This window comes from Paeniglutamicibacter sp. NPDC091659 (genome assembly GCF_044756805.1).
Lineage (GTDB): Bacteria > Actinomycetota > Actinomycetes > Actinomycetales > Micrococcaceae > Paeniglutamicibacter.
This window is the reverse complement of sequence record NZ_JBIVTO010000001.1, coordinates 656,901-682,587: the sequence shown is the minus strand read 5'-3', so window position 1 is coordinate 682,587 and position 25,687 is coordinate 656,901. Positions and strand designations below refer to the sequence as shown.

Genomic DNA, 25,687 nt, shown 5'->3' with positions numbered 1-25,687 from the left:
GTTACGCAGCCATTGCGTGCAACGGTACAAGCGCCACGGGCACCGAACGCCCGGCGGGTCCCGGATTGTGGATATCCCCGCCACTCGGGAGCGCACCCGCGAGCGTGTGGGGCGTCACTCTCCCGGCCGCAGTGAGGCAAAACATGAAAGAATGGGCATCATGGCTGATTCCGCGCGCATTTCACTTGCATCCGAACCCCTCGCCCTTGGTGCCCTGGACGGTCGTTACCGTGCAGCAGTCGCCCCATTGGTCGACCACCTCTCCGAAGCGGCCCTCAACCGCGACCGCGTCCACGTTGAGGTCGAGTGGCTGATCCACCTGACCGACAACTCGGTGCTCCCGGGCACCTCCCCGCTGAGCGAGGAACAGCGTGCAGCGTTGCGCGCCATCGTCACCGAGTTCAACGCCGCCTCGGTCAACGAGCTGGCCGAGATCGAAGCCGTGACCGTTCACGACGTCAAGGCCGTCGAATACTACATCGGCCGCCGCCTCGAGGCCATCGGCATCGCCGACCTGACCGCGTTGGTGCACTTCGGTTGCACCTCCGAGGACATCAACAACCTCTCCTACGCCCTGGGCGTCAAGGATGCCGTCATGAACGTGTGGCTGCCTGCCGCTCGCACCCTGGTCGCACAGATCACCGCCATGGCCGAGGAATCCCGCGACGTGCCGATGCTCTCGCGCACCCACGGCCAGCCGGCAACCCCCACCACCCTGGGCAAGGAACTCGCAGTCCTGGCATGGCGCCTGACCCGCCAGCTGGACCGCATCGAGAAGACCGAGTTCCTCGGCAAGATCAACGGCGCCACCGGCACCTACGCCGCCCACTACGCCTCGGTCCCGTCGGCCGACTGGCAGGAAGTCTCGCGCTCCTTCGTCGAGGGCCTGGGCCTGACGTGGAACCCGCTGACCACCCAGATCGAGTCGCACGACTGGCAGGCAGAGCTGTACGCGGACATGGCCCGCTTCAACCGCGTGCTGCACAACCTGTGCACCGACGTGTGGAGCTACATCTCCATCGGCTACTTTGCGCAGATCCCTGTTGCAGGTGCCACCGGTTCCTCGACCATGCCGCACAAGGTCAACCCGATCCGCTTCGAGAACGCCGAGGCGAACCTGGAGATCTCCAACGGCCTGCTCGACACCCTGGGCGCCACCCTGGTGACCAGCCGCTGGCAGCGCGACCTCACAGACTCCTCCTCGCAGCGCAACATCGGCACCGCCTTCGGCCACTCGCTGCTGGCGATCTCCAACGTCGCCAAGGGCCTTGACCGCCTTGACGTCGCCGAGGCCGTTCTGGCCGACGACCTCGACCACAACTGGGAGGTGCTCGGCGAGGCCATCCAGATGGTCATGCGCGCCGAGGCCATCGCCGGTGTCGAGGGCATGGAAAACCCGTACGAGCGCCTCAAGGACCTGACCCGCGGCCAGCGCGTGGACGCGGCCCGCATGCAGGAGTTCGTCTCCGAGCTGGGCCTGTCCGCGGATGCCGAGGCACGCCTGCTGGCGCTGACCCCGGGCACCTACAACGGCATCGCCTCGCAGCTGGTCGACCACCTGAAAAAGTAGCGGCTTAAAACAACGAGGTCCGTGGAGCCGATTGGCTCCACGGACCTCGTTGTTTTCTGGGCGGTCTCACACGTTCCGAGGGGGGATCGAACCGCATCAGCGCCGCCCTCCCGGTCACCGTGCCGGTTTCATTGAAACCTAGTTGGCAGGCTCCAGGAGGCTTTCGCTGGTGCACACCGTCACCATGGGTGAGAGCAGTTCCATCAGTTCCAACGCCTGGTCGTGGGCGCGCGGGGTGGCCCCACCACAGGCATCGGAGACCACGGTGACGTGCTTCCCTGCATCCACCGCACCCAGCACCGTGGACAGCACGCAGCAGTCGGTGGCCACACCGACCACCACCAGGTGCTGGTATCCCTCGGTCATCCTAGCCAGCTCCGCTCCCCACTTGGTGAAGGTCGGCAGTGAGAGAACCTGCTCGTTGCCCTGCAGGGGCAAGGTGATGTTCCAGCGGTCGGATTCGGGTTCCTCGCGGCACTCGTCCCACTTGTTGTAATAGTCCGCCCAGGCGCCAAGCTCCTGCGGGTCGCGCACAAACCGCGTCCAGATGACCTGTTCAAAGGAGTCGCGCAGCTTGCGTACGTTCTGCTCCACGTCTTGGTAGTTCGAGACGAACCACTGGCTCTGCGGTTCCTGGAAGATCCGCTGCATGTCGATCACCACTAGCGCCGCGTTCTCACGCTGTCCAGTCCTGGCAAGAGGTGTCATGAATTGTTCGATTCCTTTTCCAAGTCGTGGCGCAGTTCGCTGATGCCGGGGCGGTCCGCCACGCGCATGCCCGCCGGAACCGGCAGCTTGTACAGGACTAGGTAGGCCACCGCGGAGGCGACCGCGCCGGTTATGAAGCCCAAGTCACCGAAGGTGTTGGCCAGCGAGGCAAACGGTCCGGTGAACAGGCTCGTGTTCCAGAACAGTGCGGAGACCAGGCAGCCGACGACCCAGGCGATGAAGCCCCACTCGAAGCGCCGTCCCGTGTTGAACAGGTCGGCGACGGCCGAGGCAATGTTCTTGCGCATGCGCACATAGTAGTCCAGCAGGAGCACCGTGCTGAACGGCACCACCAGGTAGGCCAGCACCGAGAGAAAATCGTAGAATCCGCCGTATGGGTTGGTCTGCATCAGCAGGGTCATGCCCAGGCTGAGGATCGCCACGATGATCACGCCGGCGATGCGGCTGACCGGAACCTTGATGGTCAGCAGCGACAGTGATCCGCCGTACAAATTCATGGCGCTGACTGGAAGGGTGGAAAGCACCACGGTAAGCATCGCCACCGGCGCCCAGCTTCCGGTCAGTTCAGCCAAAGCCTGGATCGCGTCGAGCTCCCCGGCGAAGCTGGAGACCAGTACGCCGATGCTTCCAAGCCAGACCATGGCAATGAAGCTGCCGGCGGCGGTGTAACCGACCACCTTGGCGTGTGAAGTGTTGCGCGGCAGGTAGCGCGAGAAGTCCGAGGCGAACGGGGTCCAGGTCATCACGTAGGCGAAGAAGAACCCGGCGAAGGTCACCCAGCCGGCGAAGCTACCCATGTACAACGGAGCACTGGTGTCCACCCCGAGGCTGAAGTCCGACTCGCGCAGGGACAGGATAGAGATAACCACGAACAAGATGGTCAACACCACGGTGGCGATCTTGTTGACCAGGTGCACCAGGTTGTGCCCCCAGATCGCGAATACCGACTGCACCGCGAAAATCAACGTCGCTGCCAGCGCGAACGGGACATCGACCAGCGTCTGCAGGGCAATGACCGCGAACACGGTGTTGACAGCCGTCCAGCCGATGGCCGAGACGATGGTCAGCACGGTGATCGGCAGGAAGTTGCCGAAGAATCCCATCGGGCCGCGGCCCTGGACCTGCTGTGGCACGCCCAGCTTGGTGCCGATACCTGCCAGCACGCCCATCACCAGTACGCCCAACAGGGTGCCCGCAGCCACTGCGGTCAGTCCTTGGACGACCGACAGACCGAACAGCGATGAGAAGAACCCTGAAACCATCACAGCCAACACCATGTTCGCGGCGAACCACAGGGTGAACTGGCTGCGCGGGTGGCCATGGCGTTCGGTATCCGGGATTTGCTCCGTGGCGAACGGTTCGGCTTTCGTCAACGAGGTGCCGTAGGCCGGCGTTGATTCATCATGTACCGACATTGAACTGTCCTTTTCTTAAGTGTTTGTGTGGTTGCCGTTGCATCGGGTGAACTCATCCATGGCTACGTGTTGTATTGGGTCAGGTTGTTCCCGCTGAACGCCCGGGCTCCGTCACCGCCCTTGGTCCCTCGTCCTGCGGGCGTACGGTCTGCGAAGTTTGCCCGGTTCCGTGTTCTGTTGCTCCGGAACCGACAGCCTGGAACCGGTCAGAATGCCTGGACCAGCGAATGGCCCGGCTGTGGGACGATCACTGTGAAAGGCACCGCGGAGAGGAACACTGCCTGCCGGAGTGCTTGCGGGCCGACAACCAACAGCGGCACGATGGCACGGGCCCCGGCGAGCAAAACCCTAGAGCTCGGTAAGCTCTGCGCCGTCAAAGAAGCGGCCGGCCTTGTAAACCATGGGTGCAAGCTCAGCGACCTCCGAATGCTTCACCTTCGCGATGAAGACGGTGTGCGTCTTGGCCTGGAAACGTTCCTTGATTTCGGCTTCGATCGAAGCGGCGGACCCGTCAATCAGCGGGCTGCCATTCGGGCCTTCATGCCACTGAAGGTTGGCGAACTTGTCATCGCCCTTTGAAGCGAAGACGCCCAGGGTATCGCGCTGCTCATTGCTCATGATGTTGATGCCCAGGTGAGTGGACTTGAACAGCGAGGAGTAGGTGCTGGTGGTCTTCTGCACGCAGACCAGCACCAGCGGTGGTTCCAGGGACACCGAGACGTAGGAGTTCGCAGCCAGTCCGCGCGGCTTCCCGGCGTCGTCGATGGTGGTCACCACGGTGACTCCTGTAATGAACTGGCGGTTGAAACCTTTGAGCTCATCGCGGCCTGGAATTCCGCTCAGGTCGTCAACCACCGTTTCCTCGGGGGTTTCGAAGGCCGAACGCAGCGAGGGAACACCGACATCCGCCAGTAGCTCGCTCTGATCCCAAGTAACCTTTTCACTCAGGATCTTGTCGCCCTGGAACTGCAACAGGTTCGACCCGCGGGTCTCCACGGTACTGCCGGTGGCCGGCACTCCTTGCAGGTCATTGGTGAAGGTGCCGGTAGTACGCCAGAAGATGGCGGCAGCGCCGGTTTCCGGGTCGATCACGATGTTGTCGATGTGCGTGGCCAGATCCGGGAACGCGGCACGTACATCCATGATTTCCTGCTTCAGGTCCTGAGCATTGGCCACGTGCAGGGACTGAGCGCTCTCACGGCGGTATTCCGGATGAAGCATGGCATCCAGGGCGTCAAATTCGCCATGGTCCCATGCCGCTTCCCATGCGGCAATGAGCGCGTTCTTGGTGAGTTGAATCTTCGAATCTTGAATTTGTTGCATGCAAGAATCGTAGCATTCGATGTGACTGAGTCAACAGAAATTAGGAAATTCTTTGAAAACACGGGAACTTTCCGGCAACTGCTTGCATACAAGAGAATGTGGGGATAGTGTTCTTGTATGCAAGAGATCACTCCACTTGAGTCAAAGGCCCGCCCGGACTCGACTGAACCACCGCTACTCACCCGGCTACGTCAAATGATCGTGACAGGAGCGGTGCAGCCCGGTGATTTATTAGCCGAGACCGCGTTGGCCCAGGAATTCGAGATGAGCCGCACCCCGATCCGCGAAGCGCTCAAGCAGCTTGAGCGTGAGGGGCTTGTCGAGGTTCGAGCCCGCGTTGGCACGTTCGTTCGCAAACCAACCCAGCGAGAAATCCATGAGATGTTCCAGCTCAAGGAGGCCTTCGAAGGGCTGGCGGCCGGATTGCTGGCTCGTCGAGGCAGGGTACCGGAACTCTTGCTGCTGCAGGAGAACATTGCCCAGTCAACCGAAGCAGTCGAAAACGGGGATGCGGAAAGGTACTCGCAACTGGTGCATGAATTCCACAGCACGTTGGTTGCCGGAGCCGACAACCTCAAGCTCTCAGAGCACTATGACCTGCTGATGAACCAGCTGGCCTACCACCGGATTGTCTCCCAGACATTGAGCATGCCCGGCCGACTGCGGAACTCCGTGAATGAGCATCAGGCCATCATCGACGCCATCCTTTCCAAGGATCCGTTGGCGGCCGAACTGGTGATGCGCCGCCACGTGGCATCCTCGAGCCAATCCGCGGTCCTGGCCGCCCTGCACGAAACCGGCACCATCGAACTCGACCGATAGCAGCGCGGCGACCGGACCGCAAAGTCAAAGGAAAACTTATGAACAGCCCACTCGCCACCACGGCAAAAACAATCGACCTCAGCCAACGCCCAACGCTGCGCGAGTACTCCGATATCGCCGGGGCGATCGGACTGCGCAAGATCACTACCATCATCGAGGAAGTCCCGCACGAATCGCTCGGAACGATCACCCGAGCAACGGCGACAGCGGTCATCGCCAACCCTTGGATCGGCACCGGCATCTCACATGACCTGGCCGAACGTTCGGAGGCCATCGCACCGCTGCTTGCCAAACTTCTCTCCGACCGCCTATTGGAGGTGCTGGGCGGAGCCGAAAAGATCGAGGCGTTCGGCAAGGCCGCACTGGTGGGCCTGGACGGCGAGCTGGAACACGCTGGCGCACTGATCCACACCCCGTACTTCGGCAACTTGCTGCGTGAGGCCCTTGAAGGCACATCGATCATCTGCTTCGTCGACGGCCAGGCCACCGCCGGAGAACAGTTGCGCGTGCCCTTGTGGCACAAGACCGCCGCGGCAACCCGCAGCCACTACCAAACCATTGAGCTTTCCTTGCCCGATGCACCGCATGCAGGGGAAATTGCCGTGATCGCCGCCGCTTCCACCGGCCCTCGTCCGCATGCGCGGATCGGCGACCGCACCACAGACCGTTCAATCACCTCCGAAATCCTGAAAGGAATCACACTGTGAACTACCGCAAACTAGTGACCATCATCGAAGAGACCGCCTCCGAGGGCGGCCGAGCAGTTGACCCGACGGCCCGCGTGGTCATCGTGGCGGCGGTGTTCGACAACCCCTGGGCCGGCCAGGGCTTCGTCGAGGATCTGACCGAGGGCATCGACAAGGTCGCCTCCGACCTGGGCGCTCTGCTGGCGCCTCGCGTGCTCGAGGCCCTGGGTGCTCCGCTTGAGGCCTACGGCAAGGCCGCGATCGTGGGACTCGACGGAGAGATCGAGCATGGCTCGGCGCTGATCCACACCCTGAAATTCGGCAACCACTTCCGCGACGCCGCCAACGCCACCACCCTGCTTCCGGCCGTGGAGAAGCGCGGACCGGCCGGCGTGCAGTTCGACATCCCGCTCAAGCACTTCACCGATGCGACCATCCGCTCGCACCACCAGAGCATCGAGGTGAAGATCGCCGACGCACCGCACCCGGGCGAAATCATCATTGCACTGGCCGGCGCCACCCAGGGTCGCCCGCAGCAGCGCCTCGCGGCACTGTCCACCGAGCTGTAGGCAGCCGGGGCGAAGATGACGAATTCCAAACAGGCCACGGTGGTTCTGCTGCATGGTGTGGGTTTGGACCACACCATGTGGCGGCCTCTTCAGAAGCAGCTGGGCCGCGAATCCCTGGCGCTGGATCTGCCGGGCCACGGCACACGGCCGGCGCTGCGCGAACCGCAGGACCTGGCCGACTTGGCTAGCGACGTGCTGGGGCGGATCCCCGGATCCGAGCCGGTGCATTTGGTGGGATTCTCACTCGGTGCCCTGATCGCCCAGCACATCGCGCGCTTCGCCCCCGAACGGGTACTGACCCTCACCGCAGTAAATTCGGTCTGCCAGCGGACCGCGGAGGAATCCGCGGCCGTTGAGCAGCGTCTGGCCACCGCCGGAGAACGCTTCCACGAGGGCGTGGACCAGGCGATCGAGCGCTGGTACCCGGCCGGGCAGAGCACGGTTCCGGCCGAGCTCATTGACGACACCCGGCGGGTGCTGGCTGCCAATGACCTGGAATCCTACCTGCACGCCTACGCGGTCTTCGCCCGAGGCGACCGCGAGATCGCACAGGAACTTGGCTCGATCACCCAGCCAACGCTGGCCATCACCGGCGAACTGGATCCGGGCTCAACCCCGGAGATGTCCCACCGGCTGGGGGCGGCCATCCCCCATTGCAAGGTGCACATCGTTCCAGGAGCCAGGCACATGCTGCCCGTGGAGAATGCCCCCGCCTTGGCAGCACAGTTGAACAGTTTTTTTAGCGAGAATGAAGGAAAGCCATCATGACCGAGCGCTACATGCACTTCATCAACGGTGAATACGTCGCCCCGAGCGAAGACCGCTACTTCACCAGCACCAACCCCGCGACGCTCGAGGAACTCTACGAAGCGGCCCGCGGAAACACGCAGGACGTCGACCGCGCGGTGAAGGCCGCCCATGCCGCATTCACTTCCTCGGCATGGAGCTCCCTGAGCGCCACCCAACGCGGCCACCTGCTGCGCCGCCTGGGAGATCTGGTAGGCGAGAACGCCGAGAAGCTGGCGATGAACGAATCGCTTGACAACGGAAAGCTGCTGCGCGAGATGCGCGGACAGATGGCAACCCTGCCCGAGTACTACTACTACTATGCGGGGCTGGCCGACAAGGTCCAGGGCGCGCAGATTCCCACCATGAACCCGGCGATCCTGAACTACACGCAGCGCGAGCCGCTGGGCGTGGTCGGAGCCATCACCCCGTGGAATTCGCCCCTGACCCTGACCACTTCGAAGATTGCCCCGGCGCTGGCCGCCGGCAACACCGTGGTGATCAAGCCCAGCGAATACACCTCGCGCACCGTGCTGCTACTGGCCGAACTGGCCGAGCAAGCCGGTTTCCCCGCCGGCGTCATCAACGTGGTCACCGGCTTCGGCGCCGAAGCGGGCGCCGCGCTGGTCAGCCACCCGCTGCTGGCGAAGATCTCCTTTACCGGGTCGACCGCCACCGGCTCGCACATCGCCGCCCAGGCCGCCAACCGCTTCATCGGCTGCACCCTGGAGCTGGGCGGCAAGAGCCCGAACATCGTCTTTGACGACGCCAATGTCTCCAACGCTGCGATGGGCGTGATCGCGGGCATCTACGCGGCGGCCGGACAGACCTGCATTGCCGGCAGCCGGGTGTTCGCCCACAAGTCGGTCTACGACGAGCTGGTGGAGAAGGTCACCGCGCGTGCCCGGTCGATCGTCATCGGAGACCCGCTGGCCGATGCCACCGAGCTGGGTCCGCTGGCGTTCGCCGATCAGCTGGAGAAGGTCGCTTCCTATGTGAAGATCGGTACGGACGAGGGAGCCACCGTGCTGGCCGGCGGCTGCCGTCCCGAGGGGCTCGCGCTGCCCGGCTACTACTACGCACCCACGGTGCTCACCGATGTCAACAACGACATGCGGGTGGTGCGCGAGGAGATCTTCGGCCCGGTCGCCGCGATCATGCCCTTCGAGCACGAGGACGAGCTGCTCGGCATGGCCAACGACACCGAATACGGCTTGGCGGCAGGTGTCTGGACCCAGAACCTGTCCCGCGCACACCGCATGGCGCGCAAGCTTGAGGCCGGCACGATCTGGGTGAACACCTACCGTGCCATGTCCCCGATGTCCCCGCGCCAGGGGTTCAAGAACTCCGGTGTCGGAATCGAGCACGGCCTCGAGTCGATGAACGAATACACCCGGCTGAAGAGCGTGTGGATCAACACCGACGAGTCGCCGGTCGCAGACCCGTTCGTCATGCGCTCCTAGAAGGGAAAAACATCATGCCACTGATAGACGTCTCCATCGCCAAGGGCCGCAGCCCCGAACAACTGCGCGCGCTGATGGACGCCCTGCACAACGCCGCCGTCCACACCGTGGGCGCGGCCCCGGAAAACATCACGGTCATCGTGCGCGAGATCGAACACGAGCACTGGTCGCGGACCAATGTGACGATCGCCGAACGAAACCAGCAAAACACCACTACCTAAGCCCGAAAGGAACTAGCCATGCGCTTTTCCCTGTTTATCCACATGGAACGCTACGATGAGTCGCTCACCACCCAGCAGCACTGGGAGAACCTGGTCGAACTGACCCAGATGGCCGAAGCCGGTGGCTTCGGCACCGTGTGGATCGGTGAGCACCACTCGATGGAGTACACGGTTTCCCCGAACCCGCTTCCACAGCTGGCCTACCTCGCGGCCAAAACCTCCACCATCCGCCTGGGTGCCGGCACCATTATCGCCCCGTTCTGGAACCCGATTCGGGCTGCCGGCGAGGTCGCCCTGCTCGATGTCATCAGCAACGGCCGCGCCGAGCTGGGCGTGGCCCGCGGTGCCTACCAGTTCGAATTCGACCGTGTCGCCGGTGGACTGCCGGCTACCGATGGTGGCAAGCACATGCAGGAGATCATCCCTGCGATCCAGAAGCTCTGGGAGGGCGACTACGCCCACGACGGTGAAGTATGGCAGTTCCCCACCTCGACCTCGGTGCCCAAGCCGGTGCAGAAGAAGGTTCCGGTCTGGGTTGCAGCGCGTAGCCCCGAATCCCACGACTACGCCGTGGCCAACGGCTGCCACGTCATGGTGACCCCGCTGATGAAGGGGGACGAAGAGGTGGAGTCGCTGGTCGAGAAGTTCGAGACCGCGATCGCCAACCACCCCGAGGTCACCGAACGCCCCGACATCATGGTGCTGCGCCACACCTACGTCCATTCGGCCGACGAGCCGGAGGCCTGGCGCCCGGCGGCCGAGGGTATCCAGAAGTTCTACCGCACCTTCGATGCCTGGTTCGGCAACAAGACCACGCCCGTCAACGGCTTCCTTGAGCCCAGCCCGCTGGAGAAGTTCGAGGGCCGCGGCGACTTCACCGCGGATTCGCTGCACAAGACGGCGATGATCGGCACCCCCGATGAAGTTGTCGAGCGCTTGCGCCGCTATGAAGACCTCGGCGTCACCGAGTACAGCTTCTGGAACGACAACTCCCTCAGCCACGAGGAGAAGAAGCGTTCGCTGCAGCTGTTCATCGACGAGGTCGTTCCGGCATTCGCCAAGTAACCGGGAACCGGCATTTCCCAGGCAGGGCTCGGGTTCGTTCGGAACCCGAGCCCTGCTACGTTTTGCCACCAAACACAACACCAAGCGAGGCCATCGCAGGCGTGCCGGGCACGGAAAACCCGTACGAGCGCTTGAAGGACCCGACCCCGGGCACCTGTAACGGCATCGTCTCACAGCCGGTAGGCCACCTGAAGAAGTAGTCTCCGGGCGGATTCTTCCGCTTCTTGATGCGGCTTAGGATCGCCCCGGCCTGTTGGCCGGGGCGATTTTTTTGCCACCGAGGCGGAGAGTACTAGCGGCCGGGAATCGCCAGGGGCACAACACCTACGACCGCCGCCAGCGCTGACCGGGCATTCTCCAAAGACGCTGTTCGCTCGGCGCCGGCCGAAATCAACACCAGCCGGGCGGCGTCGGGTGCAGGAGCCTCCGCCAAGCGTTCGGTGACCTCCACGCGGCCCGCCGCCAGGTGCACCTCATGCCAACGGCCGTCCGCGTCTTGAACAATGCCCTTGGCTCGGACCAGCCATTCCGACTGTGCAGACAAAACCCGCCGAAATGAATCGACATCGATCGGGCCTGCCACCTCAACCGTGCAGGTGGAATGGACGTCGGCATGTTCGTCCGCCACCACGGGACCGGTTGGCTCCAGTGGCCGCACATCAAGGCCAAAGAGCCGGGCGGCGGTAAGCTGCGGGTCCAACGGATCCTGCTGCACCACAAATGCCTGCGGGGCCGACGCTTCGCAAATCGCCAGTGCCGCCGTGACGTCCCTGTGCGCGGCCAGGTCCGTCTTGGTGACCAGGACCAACTCGGCCGAACCCAGCTGACGGCGAACCGTGTCCCCCACGTACTGGTCGCGCGACAATCGTACGATGGCCGTCGCATCGGCACAGACGACAACGGGGCCGGGGGCAAACCCCGGGTAGCTACGCCAGGCAGCCAGTTCGCCGGGGTCTCCCACCCCACTGACCTCGCAAATGACGTTGTCGAGGTCCTCGCGTGCCGCCAACGCCGTCATGGTGCGTGCCACGTCGTCGTTGAGCTGGCAGCAGATGCACCCGTTGCTCAGCTCGATCGTGTCGCCGTCCGCCGACCGGATGAGGTCCGCATCGATGTTGACGCTGCCGAAATCGTTGACCACCACGGCGGTGCGGCCCGGCAGTGCCCCGGAAAGCAGCCGGTTGACCAGCGTCGACTTTCCGGAACCCAGGTAGCCGCCGATCAGACCCAGACGGGGAGTCAAGGCGTGCCGGCCATGACCGGGGCTGCGACGTTGCTTGCGTGGTGACGCCCGCCCACCATGGTGCCGTAAACGTGGATCTCGCCGATCCGGGTGGCCGGCACGTCGAGGGGGTCCTCGGCCAGGACCGCAACGTCGGCGAACTTTCCGGCTTCCAGGGAGCCGACCTCGTGGTCCATCTTCAGCATGTACGCGCCGCCCAGGGTGACTGCCTCCAACGCGTCCGCGGCGCTGATGCGTTCGTGTTCGCCCATGACCCGCCCGGAGACCGTCAGCCGGGTGGCCGCGTGCTTCATGGTGTGCAGCGGACCCAAAGGCGTCACGGGGGTATCCGAGTGCAGCGAGATCGGGACCCCGTGGCGCAGCGCGGTGGCCGCCGCGTTCATCCGTGATGCACGGTCCGGGCCGACCGTGAGGTCCATGTGCTGGTCGCCCCAGGCCCAAATGTGGTTGGCGAAAATGTTGGCGCACGCACCCAGCGCGGCCAAGCGACGGTACTGTGCACTGGTGGTCAGCTGAGAATGGGTGGCGGTGTGGCGGTGATCGGGACGCGGGTACTTGGAGAGGATCGCTTCGAGCGTCTCGATGAACAGCTGCGTCGTCTGGTCGCCGTTGCAGTGGACGTGGACCAGGATGCCGGCGCGGTGGAAGGTTTCGAAGGCCTCATGGAATTCTTCCGGGCTGACGGCCCAGATCCCGTTGGGCTGGTCGCCGTAGTAGCCGGGCTCCATGAGACGGGCCGTGAAGCCTTGGATCGCGCCATCGAGCATGAGCTTCACGTTGCCGAAGCGCAGCTTGTCAGTGGATTGTTCACGCAGGAGCACCAGTCGCTTGGCTGCATCCTCGAGCGACAGCGACACGTTTCCGACGCCCACGCCGAAGTGGAACACGTTGATGCGGGCGGGGAAGTCCTCGTCGACGGCGGATCGGTAGATGTCCACGCCCTCGTCCTCCATCAGCACCTGCGAGCCGAGGTCGGTCAGGGTGGTGGTGCCGGTGTTCACGCCGTCCTGGGCGAAGGCCCGCAGGGCTGCCGGGTTCGTGAACATCGCCCCGCGGCCCTCGGTCAGGCGTCCCACCAGGGCCATTGCCACCATTTCCTGGAGCTCGCCCGTGGGGTTGCCGTTAGCGTCCTTCACAACGCCAATGACCTTGGTATCCGCATCGATTCCGTAGACCTCCAGTGCCGCCGAGTTCACCGAGACCGAGTGTGCACTGGTGTGCATGATGTGGATCGGTCGGGTGGTCGAGACCCGGTCCAGGTGCTTCGTCGAGAGCCTTTCGCCCGGGAAGTAAATGGGGTCCAGTCCCCAAGCCAGCAGGGGTGCGTCGGGATCCTTTAGCTCAGCATCGGCCTCGATCAGCCGTGCGACGATATCGTCAATGCTTCGGCAACCGGGCCACAGCTTTCCGTTGGGGTCGGTGCGATCCATCAACCCGACGTAGGTGTCGTTCCACATGTTTCCCGTTCCCGCGTGGCTGTGCGATTCAACGAAGCCGGGAACCAGGACGGCGTCCGCGTAGCGTTCATCGAGAACCGTATTCGGGTACGCCATCAATTCGGACACGGTGCCAACGGCGCGGATCCGGTCGCCGCGCACGGCAATTGCCTCGGCGGTCGGACGCGCCGGGTCCATCGTGCGGATCATTCGGGCGGGGTAGACAATGGTGGGTTCCATGGAAGAGCAGCTGCCTTTCGCTAATTCTGAACTTGGTGCGGGTAGTGAAATGCCGATCGGCCTGCACTGGACACATTGCGGAAACGCGAAACAATTTCGGGTTCCCGCAAGGCCCCAGCGACCAGGCCGATCAGGCCGAGCGGTGCTACTGCTGGTTGACGAGTTCGGACTCTTCCTTGCTGGCCTTGCCGAGCAACGGGTGGGTTTCCGGGACCCCGCCGAACCGGACCACGAGGAACACGATCGCGGCATAGATGGCCAGGTAGATACCCGGCGAGATTGCCGAGCCGGTTGTCTCGACCAGCCAGGTGCCGACCAACGGAGCGGTGCCGCCAAGCAACGCGTAGCCGACGTTGTAGCTGACGGCCGCGGAGGTGAACCGGGTCTTGGTCTGGAAGATTTCCACGAAGATCGTGGCGCTGCCGGCGCTGTAGACCAGCAGCGGCAGGATGTAGACCAGTTGGCCGAGCATCGCGACCCAGACGTTGCCGCTGGTGATCAGCAGGAACGCGGGAATCACCAGGATCACCACGCCGGCCGAACCGATCAGCAGCATCGGCCGGCGGCCGATCTTGTCGCTGAGATGCCCCGCGAACGGGGTGGATATCGCCATGATCGCCATGATGATTGCGTTGAGACCCAGCGATTGGGCCCGGGTCAGGCCGCCGACCGTCTGCAGGAAGGAGACGAAGTAGCCGGCCAGGAAGTAGAAGGACAGCGCCGTCAGGCCGCAGACAAGCGCCACCTGGACCATGCGCACACCGTTGGTGCGGAAGGCCTCGCTGATCGGGCTGTACTCCTTGGCATCGGCCGACTGGAGCACCTTCTGGAATTCCGGAGATTCCTCAGTCCGGCTGCGGATCCAGAACCCGAACACCGACAGCGGCAACGCCAGCAGGAACGGGATGCGCCACGCCCACTGTTCGTACCCGTCCGGCCCGAACACCAGGTTCAGCCCCAGGATCAGGCCGCCGGCGAAGACGCCGGGAAGCGCCGTTGCCGCAATTGTGATGCACAGCCACAGCCCGCGCCGCTCCAGCGGTGCGTGCTCCAGCACGAAGGCCGGTGCCCCGACGGATTCGCCGCCGGCGGAGAAGCCCTGGATGAGGCGGAAGAACACCAGCATGACCGGTGCGGCGAACCCGATGGCCGCGTAGGAGGGCATGAGCCCGATGCCGACCGTCGCCAGGCCGATGCCCATCAGGGTGATGAACAGGACCGGCCTGCGGCCGATCCTGTCGCCCAGCGCACCGAAGAACAGGCCGCCGAGCGGACGGATCAGGAAGGCCACGCCGAAGGTGGCGAAGGTCGCCAGCATCGCGGTGAACGTCGATCCCTTGGGGAAGAAGTGCGTCGCCAGGATCAGGGCGCTGAGCCCGTACAAGCTGAAATCGTAGAACTCGATGAACTGGCCGACGGCGCCGCCTGCCAGAACCCGCTTCTGCATCGATCCGGCCGGCTTAGGCCCGGAATCCGCATGCGCTGAGGGTGAAATACCCACTAAAGCCTCCAAGGAATCTCTGTCTATCACTGTGATGACCAACACAGCTTGCGCCAATTCCGGAGGTGGCGTCCAATCAATGCTTTTTCACGCTAGCATTGCCAAAATCAATACAAAGGAGAATCGGACAGTGCTCGATGACGCAACGATCGTCCAGTTGGAGTATTTCCGCACGGTGGTCCGCCTGGGCAGCCTGACGCGCGCGGCGGAGGCATTGAGCGTCACCCAGCCGACCCTGTCGACGTCGATTGCACGCCTGGAGCGGCAGTATCGCGTCCAGTTGCTCGCGCGCATCCCGCGCAAGGGTGTCGAGCCGACCCTCGCGGGCACCCGGTTGCTGACGGAGCTGGAACCCCTGCTGGATTCGGTCGGGCGCCTGGGCTCGATCGCCAGGGGCACCGACGATCCGCTGCGTGGCGAACTGAGTGTGGGCATCTACGCCCCGCTTGCGCCGTTCTACTCCTCGACGATCCTGCTGGAGACGGCGCGGCTCATGCCCGGGGTCACGCTCACCATGACCGAGGGAAACCTGGACGAACTGCCCGAAGCCTTGCGCCGGCGCCAGCTCGATGTGGCGCTGATGTATGGCGACGAGCTGACCCCCGAGTTCGGAACCACCCCGCTACGCACCATCCCACCCCACGTTGTCGTCGCCGAGGACCACCGGCTGGTCCGAGCGGGCCGCACATCGGTGTCGCTGCACGAGCTGGCGGACGAACCTGCGGCGTTCCTCTCCATCCCCCAGTCGTTCAAGCGCTACATCAGCTACTTCCAGGCACTGAACATCACGCCGAACATCAAGTACACCTCGACCAGCTACGAGGTGATCCGTTCCTACGTCGCGTCCGGACTCGGATACGCGCTGCTGCACCACGAACACCTGACACACCAGACGCATTGCGGCAGGAGCCTGGTACCGCTGCGGATCGAGGACGACGTCATGCCCTCGCGGCTGTGCGTCGTGACCCCCACGTGGGACCAGCCCCCGGCACGCACGGGACGCCTGATCGAGGTCATCGGCAAGGTGGTTGACCAGTTCGCCGCGCGCGCCCCTCGATAGGGTGACGTGCGGGTAGTTCGTCGCAGCAGAAACGGGCAACCACTTCCCCCTGCACTTAAAAAATCCGGCCAGGCCACCGAAATCAATCGATGAACTGGCCCGATATGGAGCTAGGCTCCAGCGGCCACCGACTCCTCGGCTTTGCTGCGCAGTCGCGCACCAAGGGCCTCGGCGGCGGCACGGATCTCCGTTCCATGGCTCGCAATGATCGGCCCTGCGTCGGTGAGCCGCCAGTCGGCGCCGTAGGAATCGCGTGGAAGGGTGAGTTCCACGTTGTCGGCCACGAGGTCCAGCCCGACGAACTCGAGCACCGAGCGCAGCTGCGCCCCGGACTGGCTGCCGCCGTGGCCGCCGTAGCTCACGATGAGCGAGGGCTTGGACGACCACTCGTGGTAGAGGTAATCGACGGCGTTCTTCAGCGCTGCAGGGTAGCCGCCGTTGTACTGCGGCGTCAGGAACACCACGGCGTCGCTCTCTTTGACCATCTTGCTCCACGCAATGGTATGGGGCTTCTGGCAGTTGCCCATCGCGGGCATCAGAGGCTCGTCAAGCATCGGCAGGGCGAGCTCGGCGAGGTCGATGATTTCGACCTTCGATCCCGAGGCCTCGGCGAGCACTGGCGCCAGGGCTGCAGCGAGCTGGTCGCCGACGCGCACGGGGCGAACGCTGCCGATGATGATCTTGATGAGCGGTCGTTCGGTGGAAGTGGACATGCTGGGTGGCTCCTCTCCAGGAGCAAGAGTTGCTTCTGTCTACGGCGACGCAAACCGGGCCCATGTCTCACGGGCGAATGCGGTTCTGGGAAGCGGCTGGACCGCACGAAAATCACGGGGATTTACCGCTGGAGCACCGGGCCATACCAGTCCGGCGCTTGTCACAATTTCGGGATGACGATCCAACCGATTGCGACAACCAGTGCGACAACGCCGAGGATCAGGCTGGGAAGGAAGGGTTCCTTCCGGCGTACGTGCAGGGCCGTAGCGACGATCATCGTCACGAGCAGTCCCACTGCTGCAACCGGGGTGAGCCAGGGCGCGATGCCCGTTGCGGCCGGCAGAATCAAGCCGATGGCGCCGAGCACCTCGACGATGCCGATGCCCTTCAACTGCGCGGGGGTCACCGTTTCCACCCATTCCATTTGTTCGCGAATGCCGGCGTACGGCTTCACGACTTTCATGCTCCCGGCCATGGCGAAGAGTGCTGCAAAAATACCTGTGACTACCCAAAGAGCAATATACATGGGAACTCCTAGTTCGTTGGTTACTAATAGTGCATAACGCACCAACTGTTAGGATATTCCCCAGAGGACTGCCGCACTTCTACGTTCGTTACGCACCTTGAGGTGCGTATTGGAAAGGAACAGACATGAAAACCGATCCGCCACAAGTGCAAACGCCCAAATCCATCCACGTGCTCGGCGATACCGACGGCGCGGCGATGTGCAGCACGGACAACCCCGCCAGCCGCGTGATCCGCGAGGTTCTCGCCCGTGTCGGCGACAAATGGAGTCTGCTAGTGATCGGGCTCTTGCACGACGGTCCCCGCCGTTTCACGGAGATCCAGCGCAGTGTCGACGGGATTTCGCACCGCATGCTCACCCAAACGCTCCGCAGCCTCGAACGCGACGGGCTCGTCACGCGCACGAGCTATCCGGAAATCCCTCCTCGCGTCGAGTACGCAACGACACCACTCGGCTGCTCCTTGAGCGAACCGGTGATCGAACTCGTGGGCTGGGCGGCAACCAATCACCGCGCGATCCTGGACGCACGCGCGGCATTCGACGGGCCCGAAACCTAAACAGCCGCGGTTCGGATGCGGTGTTCCGGAAGTGGACGGTATTCGTTCCGGCCCCACGATGGTTGCCTACCGGCGGATTCCGGGCACAAACAACGCCGACCGCGACCCCTGCGGGATGCTGCCGGCCTTGTTTCGGCCGGGATTAACCTTGTTTGATCTCCTGGGTGATCCAGAACGGCGCGCCGGTTGCGTCCGTGAGCGCCGCGTTGCGGCCAAAGGGAGTGTCCTCGGCCGGCTGGATGACCGTGCCGCCGCGGGCCAGTGTCTTTTCGATGGTTTCATCCGCGTTGTCGACGGCGAAGTAGACGTGCCAGTTGGCAGGTGCCTCGGCAGGGAGGAACGAGCTGGCGTCCATGATTCCGGCTTTGGCTTCCTCATTGGCGCCAAGGGTGGAGTAGCGGAACTCGTCGGTGTCTCCCACGACGTTGATGTCCCAGCCGAAAACGTCCTGGTAGAACTTCACTGCGGCCGGGAAGTCGCGGGTGAAGAGCTCGTGCCATGCGGGGGCTCCGGACTCGGCAACGAGCTGGTAACCCGTGTGGCCGCCGAATTCCCAGAGGCCGAGGCTCGCTCCGCCGGCATCGCCGATCATCGCCATCTTGCCCTGCTCCGGGACTTCCATCGGCGGCATGTAGACCGCGCCGCCGTTGGCTGCCGCAGCGTCCACCGCAGCGCCGATGTCATCCACGCGCAGGTATGTCGACCAGACGTCCGGGTACCCGGACTGGCCGTCGTTCATCATGAGGCCGGCGACGGGCTGTCCGTCCTTGAACGCCATGGTGTAGCCGCCGTACTTCTCCTGGTCGCCGACCTCGTAGGTCCATCCGAAAAGCTCGGAATAGAAGTCCATCGAGCGCTGGGGATCGGCGGTCATCAGGTCGATCCAGCATGGCGATCCGGAGGTGATGTCTGGCTTGGGCATGTGTTTTCCGTTCCGTGAGTGGGGGGCTGTTCCAGTGGCGAGTCTATGTCCGAGGCTGGTGCGAGGCAATGAACTTTTGGACATATTCCAGTGAACCTTTTGCCCCGGGAATCGATGGACCATGCCGCCTCCGGCTAGGCATTTCTCCTCCACACCAAGACGACAACGTGACTCATGCATGAGCGTATCCGCCCAGCCCAACAGTTCCATGGCGTTGCCCCATAGCCTGAATCTTCCAACCGCGTTTCCAACAGGTTTCAGGATTCTCCCGTTTTGTATTGTGATCGTGATTTCCATTTACCCTTGGCGCAACAGCAACTGCGCCTCGGTGAAATCCCGCTCTGGAATGCTCAACAGCATCAACCACGAGTGAAAGGGAACGATTCGCTTTGAGCACCCAGCTAGAGTCCGAACCGCAAACGATCGGCACCGTCACAGCTCCCACGACTTCCCTGATGATGACCAAGGGTCGGTGGGTCAGCAATTGGGACGCGGAAAACCCTGAATTCTGGAACAACATCGGTCGCTCCACCGCCGCCACCAACCTTCGCTGGTCAATTTTCGCCGAGTTCCTGGGCTTCGTCGTATGGCAGCTCTTCGCAATCGTCGCGGTCTACCTGCCGAAGGCCGGATTCGAATACAGCACCACCCAGCTCTTCTGGTTGATCTCGATGCCCAGCCTCGTCGGCGCAACCCTGAGAATCCCCTACACCTTCATGGTCGCCCGCTTCGGGGGCCGGAATTGGACCATCGTCTCCGCCCTGCTGTTGCTGATCCCTGCAGGCGGCCTGGCCCTGGCCGTTTCCGACACCGGCACCCCCTTCTGGGTCATGCTGACCCTGGCCGGGCTCGCCGGGTTCGGTGGCGGCAACTTCGCCTCCTCGATGGCCAACATCACCTACTTCTACCCGGCCTCGCAGAAGGGGTGGGCCCTGGGGTTGAATGCCGCGGGCGGCAACCTCGGCGCGGCGGTGGCCCAGCTGCTGGTGCCGATCGCCATCACCGTCTTCGCCGCCGGCTCGTTGCAGCTGCCGATGGCGGGCATCATCTGGATCCCCTTGATCCTGGTGGCCGCGTTCGGCGCCTGGCGCAACATGCACAACCTGACCTCGGCCCGGTCGGACGTGCGTGGCGCGCTGGCCTGCCTGAAGGAAAAGCACCTGTGGATCATCGCGACCCTCTACATCGGCACCTTCGGATCCTTCATCGGGTTCTCGGCCGTGTTCCCGAAACTCATCGCCGACACGTTCACCGGATACTCCGCCTTCCAGCTGGGCACGGCCACGATTTCGCTGGCCTTCCTCGGCCCCCTGGTCGGTTCCCTGGCCCGTCCCTTTGGCGGGAAACTTGCCGACCGGTTCGGCGGCGCGAGGATCACCCTCGGCGCCCTGACCGTCATGGCAACGGTGACCGTCGGCTTGGTGCTGACCCTCGCGCACGCCAACTTCTGGCTCTTCCTCGCCCTGTTCCTGGTGCTCTTCACGGCCAGCGGCATCGGCAACGGCTCGACCTACCGGATGATCCCGGCGGTCTTCGCGTTGCGCGCCACGGCGGCGTCCGCCGGTGAGGGAAGGACCGGCGAGGTAGGCGCTGCCCGCAAGGCGGCCGCGGCACTCGGTCTGGTCTCGGCCATCGGGGCCTACGGCGGTTTCCTGGTCCCGCAGGCCCTGGGCCTCTCGATCTCGCTGCGCGGCTCCTACACCCCGGCATTCTGCATCTTCGTCGCGTTCTATGTGGCGCTCATGATGGTGACCTGGTTCTGCTACGTTCGCCGCGGCACAGAGTTCGCCAACCAAGGAGTCTGAGTGAGCATTCCGACCGAGGCCGTACACGTCCACCAGGCCACCGACACACACTGCCCCTACTGCGCCCTGCAATGCGGCATCGCATTGGAGCCGACGCCCTACGCCGCCGAACCGGTAAAGCTGAGCGGGAGGAACTTCGAAACCAACGGCGGCGCCCTGTGCCGCAAGGGCTACAGCGCGGCGAGGCTGCTTCGGCACGCCGAACGGCTGGACACTCCCCTGTTGCGCCGGCCCGACGGCGGCTTCGCACCCATCGGCTGGGACGAGGCGCTGGACCTGGTGGCCGAACGCGCCGCGGGAATCCGTGCCGAACACGGGGCGGATGCCGTGGCGGTCTTCGGCGCCGGCGGCCTGACCAATGAGAAGGCCTACCAGCTGGGCAAGTTCGCCCGGCTGGCCCTGGGCACCTCGCGCATCGACTACAACGGCCGGTTCTGCATGTCCTCGGCCGCAACGGCCGGAAACCGCGCGTTCGGGCTCGACCGCGGGCTGCCCTTCCCGCTGGCCGACCTGGACGGGGCCTCCATGATCCTGATGCTGGGATCCAACGTCGCCGACACCATGCCCCCGTTTGTGCGGCACCTTCAGGGCGCCCGCACCTCCGGCGGACTGGTCGTGGTGGACCCCCGCCGCTCGGCGACGGCCGAGCTCTGCGCCAACGGCGCGGGCTGGCACCTGCAACCGACACCCGCCAGCGACCTGCAGCTGCTCCTGGGCCTGGCCCATGTGCTCCTCACGGAGTCACTCGTCGACCACGAGTACCTGGCACGGCGGACCAACGGCCTGGGCGCGCTGCGCAGCTCGCTGGCGCAGTGGTGGCCCGAACGGGTCGAATCGGTGACCGGCGTTCCCGCCGGCGAGATCCGCCGCACCGCCCGTGCGCTGGCCCTGGCCGCGCGGTCGGCGAAATCCGGTGGCGGACCCGTCTATATCCTGACCGGCCGCGGCGTGGAACAGCACGCCAACGGCACCGACACCACCACGGCCGCGATCAACCTCGCGCTGCTGCTGGGGTTGCCGGGCACCGCCGCCGGCGGGTTCGGCACCATCACGGGCCAGGGCAACGGCCAGGGCGGGCGCGAACACGGCCAGAAATGCGACCAGCTGCCCGGCTACCGAAAGATCACCGACCCCGCCCACCGCGCACACGTGGCCAGGGTGTGGGGCGTGGACCCGGAAACCATTCCCGGCCCCGGCGTGCCGGCCACCGAGTTGCTGCACACCCTGGGCACCGAGCACGGCGCACGCATGCTCATGGTGCACGGATCGAACCCGGCGCTCTCCTCGCCCGATGCCTCCCGGGTCATCGCCGGGTTGCGGCGCCTGGACTTCCTGGTGGTCTGCGATTTCTTCCTCTCGGAAACCGCGGCCGAGGCCCACCTGGTGCTGCCGGTGCTGCAGTGGGCCGAGGAGGAAGGCACCATGACAAACCTTGAGGGGCGGGTGCTGCGTCGGCGTGCCGCGCTGGATACGCCGGGGATGGCGCGCAACGAATTGTGGATCCTCGCCGAGCTGGCCCGGCGACTGGACTCCCCCGGGACATTCTCGGCCGATGCCCGCGAGGTCTTCGAGGAGCTGCGCCTGGCCTCGGCGGGCGGCCTGGCCGACTACTCCGGGATCGACTGGGACGACCTCGACGCGGGGGCCGCGGTGTACTGGCCCTGCTCCACCGCCCAGCCGGTCTCACGCGAACCCGGGAGGCGTTCGGGCACGCCGCGCCTCTTCCTGGAACGCTTCGCCCACCCCGACGGCAGGGCCGTGATCGTCCCCGTCCACCACACCCCGCCACCCGAGGCCGCCCACCAATCCGGCATGATCTCGCTGGTCACCGGCCGGTTGCTCGAGCACTACCAAACGGGCACGCAGACACGCCGCGTGGCGGAGCTGAACGCCGCGGCGCCCGAGGCGTTCCTGGAAATCCACCCGGCCACAGCCCTGGCGCACGGCATTGCCGAGGGGCAGCGCGTCGCGCTGGCCAACGGCCGCGGCCGGATGGTCGCCCGGGCACGGCTGACCGCCGGGATCCGGCTGGACACGGTGTTCCTGCCCTTCCATTTTTCCGGCGCCAACAACGCCAACCTGCTGACCCCGGCGCTGGTCGACCCGCTCAGTGCGATGCCCGAGTTCAAGCACGTCCCCGTGTCGCTGTTTCCCCTGGGAGAGGAGTCCTGATGCCAGGCACCCCGGAACGCATCATCGTCATCGGGTTCGGACCCGTGGCCGCCTCCCTGGCGGAGGGCCTGCTCCCCGGCATCGCCGACGGCAGGATCCACCTCACCGTGGTTTCCGCCGAAAAACACATGGCCTACAACAGGGTGCTGCTTGCCGAGTTGGCGGTCGGGGCCACCGAGGCCGAACACCTGGGCATGGTCGACGAGCAGCGGCTGCTGCAGGCAGGCATCGACCTGCGACTCGGCACCAAGGTCACCCGCGTGGATCGTTCACGCGGCCAGGTGCGCTTGGAGGACGGCAGTGCGCTGCCCTACGACCGGCTGGTTTTTGCCACCGGCGCGCGGCCGGTGATCCCGACCCTGCACGGAGTGAATTTCGAGCCGCACGTCGAGGCCAAGCTGCCCTGCGGGGTGCTCGCCCTGCGCACCCTCGAGGACGCCACGGAACTGAACCAGGTGCTTCGGCGCGAGGGCCGGGTGCTGGTGCTGGGCGGAGGAATCTTGGGCATCGAGGCGGCCCTGGCCATGGCCAAGGCCGGGCATTCCCCGGTGCTCATCCACCACGGAGAGGCGCCGCTGGGCCGCACGGTGGACGCCGACGGCGGGAAACTCCTGGCTCGGGGCCTGCGGGCCGCGGGCATCGAGGTGGTTTCCGGCGTCCGGGCGACGCGCGTGGAAAAGGACGAGAAGGGATTCACCGGTCTGGCGACCGAGGGCCACGGAGTGATCCCCGGCGATGCCCTGCTCATCTCGACGGGTGTCCGGGCGCGCACCGAATTGGCCGCGGGGTGCGGGCTGAAGGTGAACCGCGGGATCCAAACCAACGAATACCTGGTTGCCGATACCGAGAACCGCATCTTTGCGATCGGTGACTGCGCGGAGGTTGCCGGCCGCGCACCGGTCGGGCTGTTGGCCCCGGGGTGGGCACAGGCCGGTTGGCTGGCGAACTTCATGCTCACGCACCCGGCGCCGCGCCCGGATGCCCCCACCGAACACCTGGACCCCGCGATCGCCCCGCCGACCCACCATTCCTCGGACGTGATGATGCTCAAGGGCCAGGGGCTGGAGGTGACGGCCGGCGGAAACATCTCGGCCGGACTCTGGGACGGGGGCGAGGACCACGTGACGGTCTTTGCCGACCCCGCGGCGGGACGCTACCTGAAACTCGTTACCAGGCACGGGATTCCCACCGGTTTCCTGGCCATGGGGCTGCCCCGGACCAGTGCCGAGCTGGTGCTGGCCTACGAGCGTGGCAGCGTGTTGCCGCAGGACCGCTCGACGCTGTTGCGCCTGGATGACCCGTGCGCGCCGCAGACACCGGTGGCCGCGGGCCCCGATGACCAGTTGTGCCGCTGCTCGGGTGCCACACACGGACAGGTGGCCCAGGCAGTGGAGGACGGGTGCCTGACGGTCTCCGAGGTGGGCGATGCATGCCGCGCCGGCACCGGATGCGGCGGCTGCCGCGCCACGATCGAGGCGATGCTGAAGGTTCCGGTTCCCGTCTGAGAACCGGCGAGCGCGGTACGCAAAAGCCGTCCGATCCTGTGGGTTCACGGATCGGACGGCTTATTGGTGATTCCAGGTCAAGGGCGGCATCGCAGAGAGCGGCAAAGCGAGGTTCTATGCGATGGCCTGCCGGTATCGCTTGACCACCATGTCAACCAGTTCCTGCGGCGGGTTCTCTCCGGGGACCAACAGCGGCTTGCCCAGCACGTCCGGTGCGCAGCCTGCCGCCAGATCCGCGAAATGGCCGGGAGCCAGCAGGTAGGTGGAAACCGCCGTGCGGACTCCCGGGTTGTGTGTGCGCGCCGCGTTGATCGTGGCGCCGAGTCGTGGTTCGGCGGCCGAAATGAATGCGGCGGTGACCGGAACCTGCAAGTGGCCGGCCAGAAGCTGCGCCATGGTGCGGCAGTCGGCGACGCCCGCGGGATCGGTCGAGCCTGCGCACGCCAGGATCACAGGCTCGCCCGGAACCCAGCCGGCCTCCAGGAGGCGGCGGCGCAGCACGACCGCCAGCCCGGTGGCAGGGCCCAGCGGACGTGCGACCCGGGTACCCGGTCGCAACGCCGCGGCTTCGGCAAGATCGCCGGACGCATGAGTGCCTGCGGAGAGCAGCAACGGCACCAAGACTGCCGACGCATCCGGCCCCAGCACCCCCGAGCGGACGAACCGACCGGCCCTCGGGTGCTCGACATCCACGAATGCACCATGCACCGGGGTGTCACCCATGGCAGTGCCCACGGCATCCACGAGTCCCTTTACCGCGTCGCGACCGGCCCGATCGCCAGTTCCGTGGGAGACGGCCACCAGCGTGGGCTCGGGCAGCATCTCGGCCCACCCCTGCCACGCGGCGTGGTCCATCATGGCTGGTTCTGCATACACCGTGGTCATGGCGTTCCCGCCATCCACAGCTGTCCCTGTCGTTCGACCAGCGGGAAGACCGGCAGCGGCTGCGCGACGGCGCTCAGGCAGTCGCCGGTGTCCAACCGGTACACCTCCTTGTGCAGCGGGCACGCGATGGTCGACACCCGGTTGCCGTCGATCATCCGGTCGCCCAAAATCCCCCTGGCCATGACCTTGGCCCCGCTGGTGGGGCAGTGGTGGGACGCGGCGAAAAAGTCCTCGCCGTCCGTACGGAACAGGGCGATCTGCTTCCCTCCCAGCCATGCTGCTTCACCCCATCCCGGCTCGAGGTCCTCGGGTCGGCACACCGACACCATGCCGTCTTCGGATTCGAGTACGGCTTCTTCGACTACAGCGCTCATCACTGGGTTCCTCTCGACTGGTTTTTTCGATCCGGGGTTTCCGGTCCGGGTTTTTTGGATCCGGCTTGTTGCGATGAGGCGAGCCTACGGAGCCGTTG

24 protein-coding genes are annotated in these 25,687 nt (G+C 65.0%); 13 read left to right on the top strand and 11 right to left on the bottom strand.

The genetic code is table 11. The features are described 5' to 3' along the window. Window positions 1-160: 160 nt before the first annotated feature. Window positions 161-1,570 carry an adenylosuccinate lyase gene (purB, locus tag ACIQLF_RS03080; RefSeq protein ID WP_400294195.1) on the top strand — a complete coding sequence of 470 codons (1,410 nt, stop codon included), beginning with the start codon at window positions 161-163 and terminating at the stop codon, window positions 1,568-1,570. A gap of 138 nt (window positions 1,571-1,708) precedes the next feature. Here the strand turns inward: purB and ACIQLF_RS03075 are convergent, their stop codons facing one another. The 3 genes from ACIQLF_RS03075 to ACIQLF_RS03065 all read right to left on the bottom strand — a co-directional run bounded on the left by ACIQLF_RS03075 (window position 1,709) and on the right by ACIQLF_RS03065 (window position 5,037). Beyond that, window positions 1,709-2,278: a cysteine hydrolase family protein gene (locus tag ACIQLF_RS03075; RefSeq protein WP_400294193.1), complete on the bottom strand. Its 570-nt coding sequence runs from the start codon at window positions 2,276-2,278 to the stop codon at window positions 1,709-1,711. Further along, complete coding sequence (locus ACIQLF_RS03070; protein ID WP_400294191.1) at window positions 2,275-3,714, bottom strand: purine-cytosine permease family protein; 1,440 nt, start codon at window positions 3,712-3,714, stop codon at window positions 2,275-2,277. The genes ACIQLF_RS03075 and ACIQLF_RS03070 overlap by 4 nt, the downstream gene beginning before the upstream one ends. A 348-nt stretch (window positions 3,715-4,062) precedes the next feature. Further along, window positions 4,063-5,037, bottom strand: a complete 975-nt coding sequence (locus ACIQLF_RS03065; RefSeq protein WP_400294189.1) for a flavin reductase — start codon at window positions 5,035-5,037, stop codon at window positions 4,063-4,065. 195 nt (window positions 5,038-5,232) lie between these two features. Between ACIQLF_RS03065 and ACIQLF_RS03060 the strand changes: the two genes are divergently transcribed. The 7 genes from ACIQLF_RS03060 to ACIQLF_RS03030 are packed head-to-tail and all read left to right on the top strand — an operon-like array spanning window position 5,233 to window position 10,649. After that, window positions 5,233-5,859 (top strand): GntR family transcriptional regulator, encoded by a 627-nt coding sequence (locus ACIQLF_RS03060; RefSeq protein ID WP_400294187.1) that lies wholly within the window; start codon window positions 5,233-5,235, stop codon window positions 5,857-5,859. Between the two features lie 38 nt (window positions 5,860-5,897). After that, window positions 5,898-6,566 (top strand): amino acid synthesis family protein, encoded by a 669-nt coding sequence (locus ACIQLF_RS03055; protein WP_400294185.1) that lies wholly within the window; start codon window positions 5,898-5,900, stop codon window positions 6,564-6,566. Next, the gene (locus ACIQLF_RS03050) at window positions 6,563-7,114 is read left to right on the top strand and encodes an amino acid synthesis family protein (RefSeq protein WP_400294183.1); all 552 of its coding nucleotides are present in this window, start codon (window positions 6,563-6,565) and stop codon (window positions 7,112-7,114) included. Before ACIQLF_RS03055 ends, ACIQLF_RS03050 begins: the two co-directional genes overlap by 4 nt. Window positions 7,115-7,129: 15 nt before the next feature. Then, the gene (locus ACIQLF_RS03045) at window positions 7,130-7,882 is read left to right on the top strand and encodes an alpha/beta fold hydrolase (protein ID WP_400294181.1); all 753 of its coding nucleotides are present in this window, start codon (window positions 7,130-7,132) and stop codon (window positions 7,880-7,882) included. Continuing rightward, a complete protein-coding gene (locus ACIQLF_RS03040; protein WP_400294179.1) occupies window positions 7,879-9,363 on the top strand; it encodes an aldehyde dehydrogenase in 1,485 nt (494 codons plus the stop codon). Before ACIQLF_RS03045 ends, ACIQLF_RS03040 begins: the two co-directional genes overlap by 4 nt. A 14-nt stretch (window positions 9,364-9,377) precedes the next feature. Continuing rightward, window positions 9,378-9,584, top strand: coding sequence for a 4-oxalocrotonate tautomerase family protein (locus ACIQLF_RS03035; protein WP_400294177.1), 207 nt, complete (start codon window positions 9,378-9,380; stop codon window positions 9,582-9,584). Between the two features lie 18 nt (window positions 9,585-9,602). Continuing rightward, window positions 9,603-10,649, top strand: a complete 1,047-nt coding sequence (locus tag ACIQLF_RS03030) for an LLM class flavin-dependent oxidoreductase (RefSeq protein ID WP_400294175.1) — start codon at window positions 9,603-9,605, stop codon at window positions 10,647-10,649. Window positions 10,650-10,941: 292 nt separating this feature from the next. On the opposite strand, the gene ACIQLF_RS03025 is transcribed toward ACIQLF_RS03030, so the two are convergent. From ACIQLF_RS03025 to ACIQLF_RS03015, 3 genes are all read right to left on the bottom strand, one after another. Next, window positions 10,942-11,892, bottom strand: a complete 951-nt coding sequence (locus ACIQLF_RS03025) for a CobW family GTP-binding protein (RefSeq protein ID WP_400294173.1) — start codon at window positions 11,890-11,892, stop codon at window positions 10,942-10,944. Further along, window positions 11,889-13,568, bottom strand: coding sequence for an amidohydrolase (locus ACIQLF_RS03020; RefSeq protein ID WP_400294171.1), 1,680 nt, complete (start codon window positions 13,566-13,568; stop codon window positions 11,889-11,891). The genes ACIQLF_RS03025 and ACIQLF_RS03020 overlap by 4 nt, the downstream gene beginning before the upstream one ends. A 145-nt stretch (window positions 13,569-13,713) precedes the next feature. After that, a complete protein-coding gene (locus ACIQLF_RS03015; protein WP_400294169.1) occupies window positions 13,714-15,015 on the bottom strand; it encodes an MFS transporter in 1,302 nt (433 codons plus the stop codon). Between the two features lie 184 nt (window positions 15,016-15,199). On the opposite strand from ACIQLF_RS03015, the gene ACIQLF_RS03010 reads away from it, so the two are divergent. Beyond that, on the top strand, window positions 15,200-16,129 hold the full coding sequence (locus ACIQLF_RS03010) for a LysR family transcriptional regulator (protein ID WP_400294167.1): 930 nt from the start codon (window positions 15,200-15,202) through the stop codon (window positions 16,127-16,129). A 110-nt stretch (window positions 16,130-16,239) separates the two neighbouring features. On the opposite strand, the gene ACIQLF_RS03005 is transcribed toward ACIQLF_RS03010, so the two are convergent. After that, complete coding sequence (locus ACIQLF_RS03005; protein WP_400294165.1) at window positions 16,240-16,842, bottom strand: NADPH-dependent FMN reductase; 603 nt, start codon at window positions 16,840-16,842, stop codon at window positions 16,240-16,242. A gap of 161 nt (window positions 16,843-17,003) precedes the next feature. Then, window positions 17,004-17,369, bottom strand: coding sequence for a DoxX family protein (locus tag ACIQLF_RS03000; RefSeq protein WP_400294163.1), 366 nt, complete (start codon window positions 17,367-17,369; stop codon window positions 17,004-17,006). Window positions 17,370-17,494: 125 nt separating this feature from the next. Between ACIQLF_RS03000 and ACIQLF_RS02995 the strand changes: the two genes are divergently transcribed. Further along, window positions 17,495-17,926: a winged helix-turn-helix transcriptional regulator gene (locus tag ACIQLF_RS02995; RefSeq protein WP_400294161.1), complete on the top strand. Its 432-nt coding sequence runs from the start codon at window positions 17,495-17,497 to the stop codon at window positions 17,924-17,926. A gap of 142 nt (window positions 17,927-18,068) precedes the next feature. On the opposite strand, the gene ACIQLF_RS02990 is transcribed toward ACIQLF_RS02995, so the two are convergent. After that, window positions 18,069-18,848, bottom strand: a complete 780-nt coding sequence (locus ACIQLF_RS02990) for a VOC family protein (protein ID WP_400294159.1) — start codon at window positions 18,846-18,848, stop codon at window positions 18,069-18,071. A 455-nt stretch (window positions 18,849-19,303) separates the two neighbouring features. Here ACIQLF_RS02990 and ACIQLF_RS02985 point away from each other — a divergent pair, with 455 nt between their 5' ends. From ACIQLF_RS02985 to ACIQLF_RS02975, 3 genes are read left to right on the top strand one after another with little or no spacing between them, the layout of a single operon-like run. Further along, entirely contained in the window at window positions 19,304-20,653 is a 1,350-nt protein-coding gene (locus tag ACIQLF_RS02985) for an MFS transporter (RefSeq protein ID WP_400295014.1), read from the top strand. Continuing rightward, window positions 20,654-22,825, top strand: coding sequence for a molybdopterin oxidoreductase family protein (locus tag ACIQLF_RS02980; RefSeq protein ID WP_400294157.1), 2,172 nt, complete (start codon window positions 20,654-20,656; stop codon window positions 22,823-22,825). Continuing rightward, window positions 22,825-24,330 carry an FAD-dependent oxidoreductase gene (locus ACIQLF_RS02975; RefSeq protein ID WP_400294155.1) on the top strand — a complete coding sequence of 502 codons (1,506 nt, stop codon included), beginning with the start codon at window positions 22,825-22,827 and terminating at the stop codon, window positions 24,328-24,330. Before ACIQLF_RS02980 ends, ACIQLF_RS02975 begins: the two co-directional genes overlap by 1 nt. Before the next feature lie 114 nt (window positions 24,331-24,444). Here ACIQLF_RS02975 and ACIQLF_RS02970 read toward each other — a convergent pair whose 3' ends face one another. Further along, complete coding sequence (locus ACIQLF_RS02970; protein ID WP_400294153.1) at window positions 24,445-25,215, bottom strand: sirohydrochlorin chelatase; 771 nt, start codon at window positions 25,213-25,215, stop codon at window positions 24,445-24,447. Continuing rightward, a complete protein-coding gene (nirD, locus tag ACIQLF_RS02965) occupies window positions 25,212-25,589 on the bottom strand; it encodes a nitrite reductase small subunit NirD (RefSeq protein WP_400294151.1) in 378 nt (125 codons plus the stop codon). Before nirD ends, ACIQLF_RS02970 begins: the two co-directional genes overlap by 4 nt. Window positions 25,590-25,687: the final 98 nt, after the last annotated feature.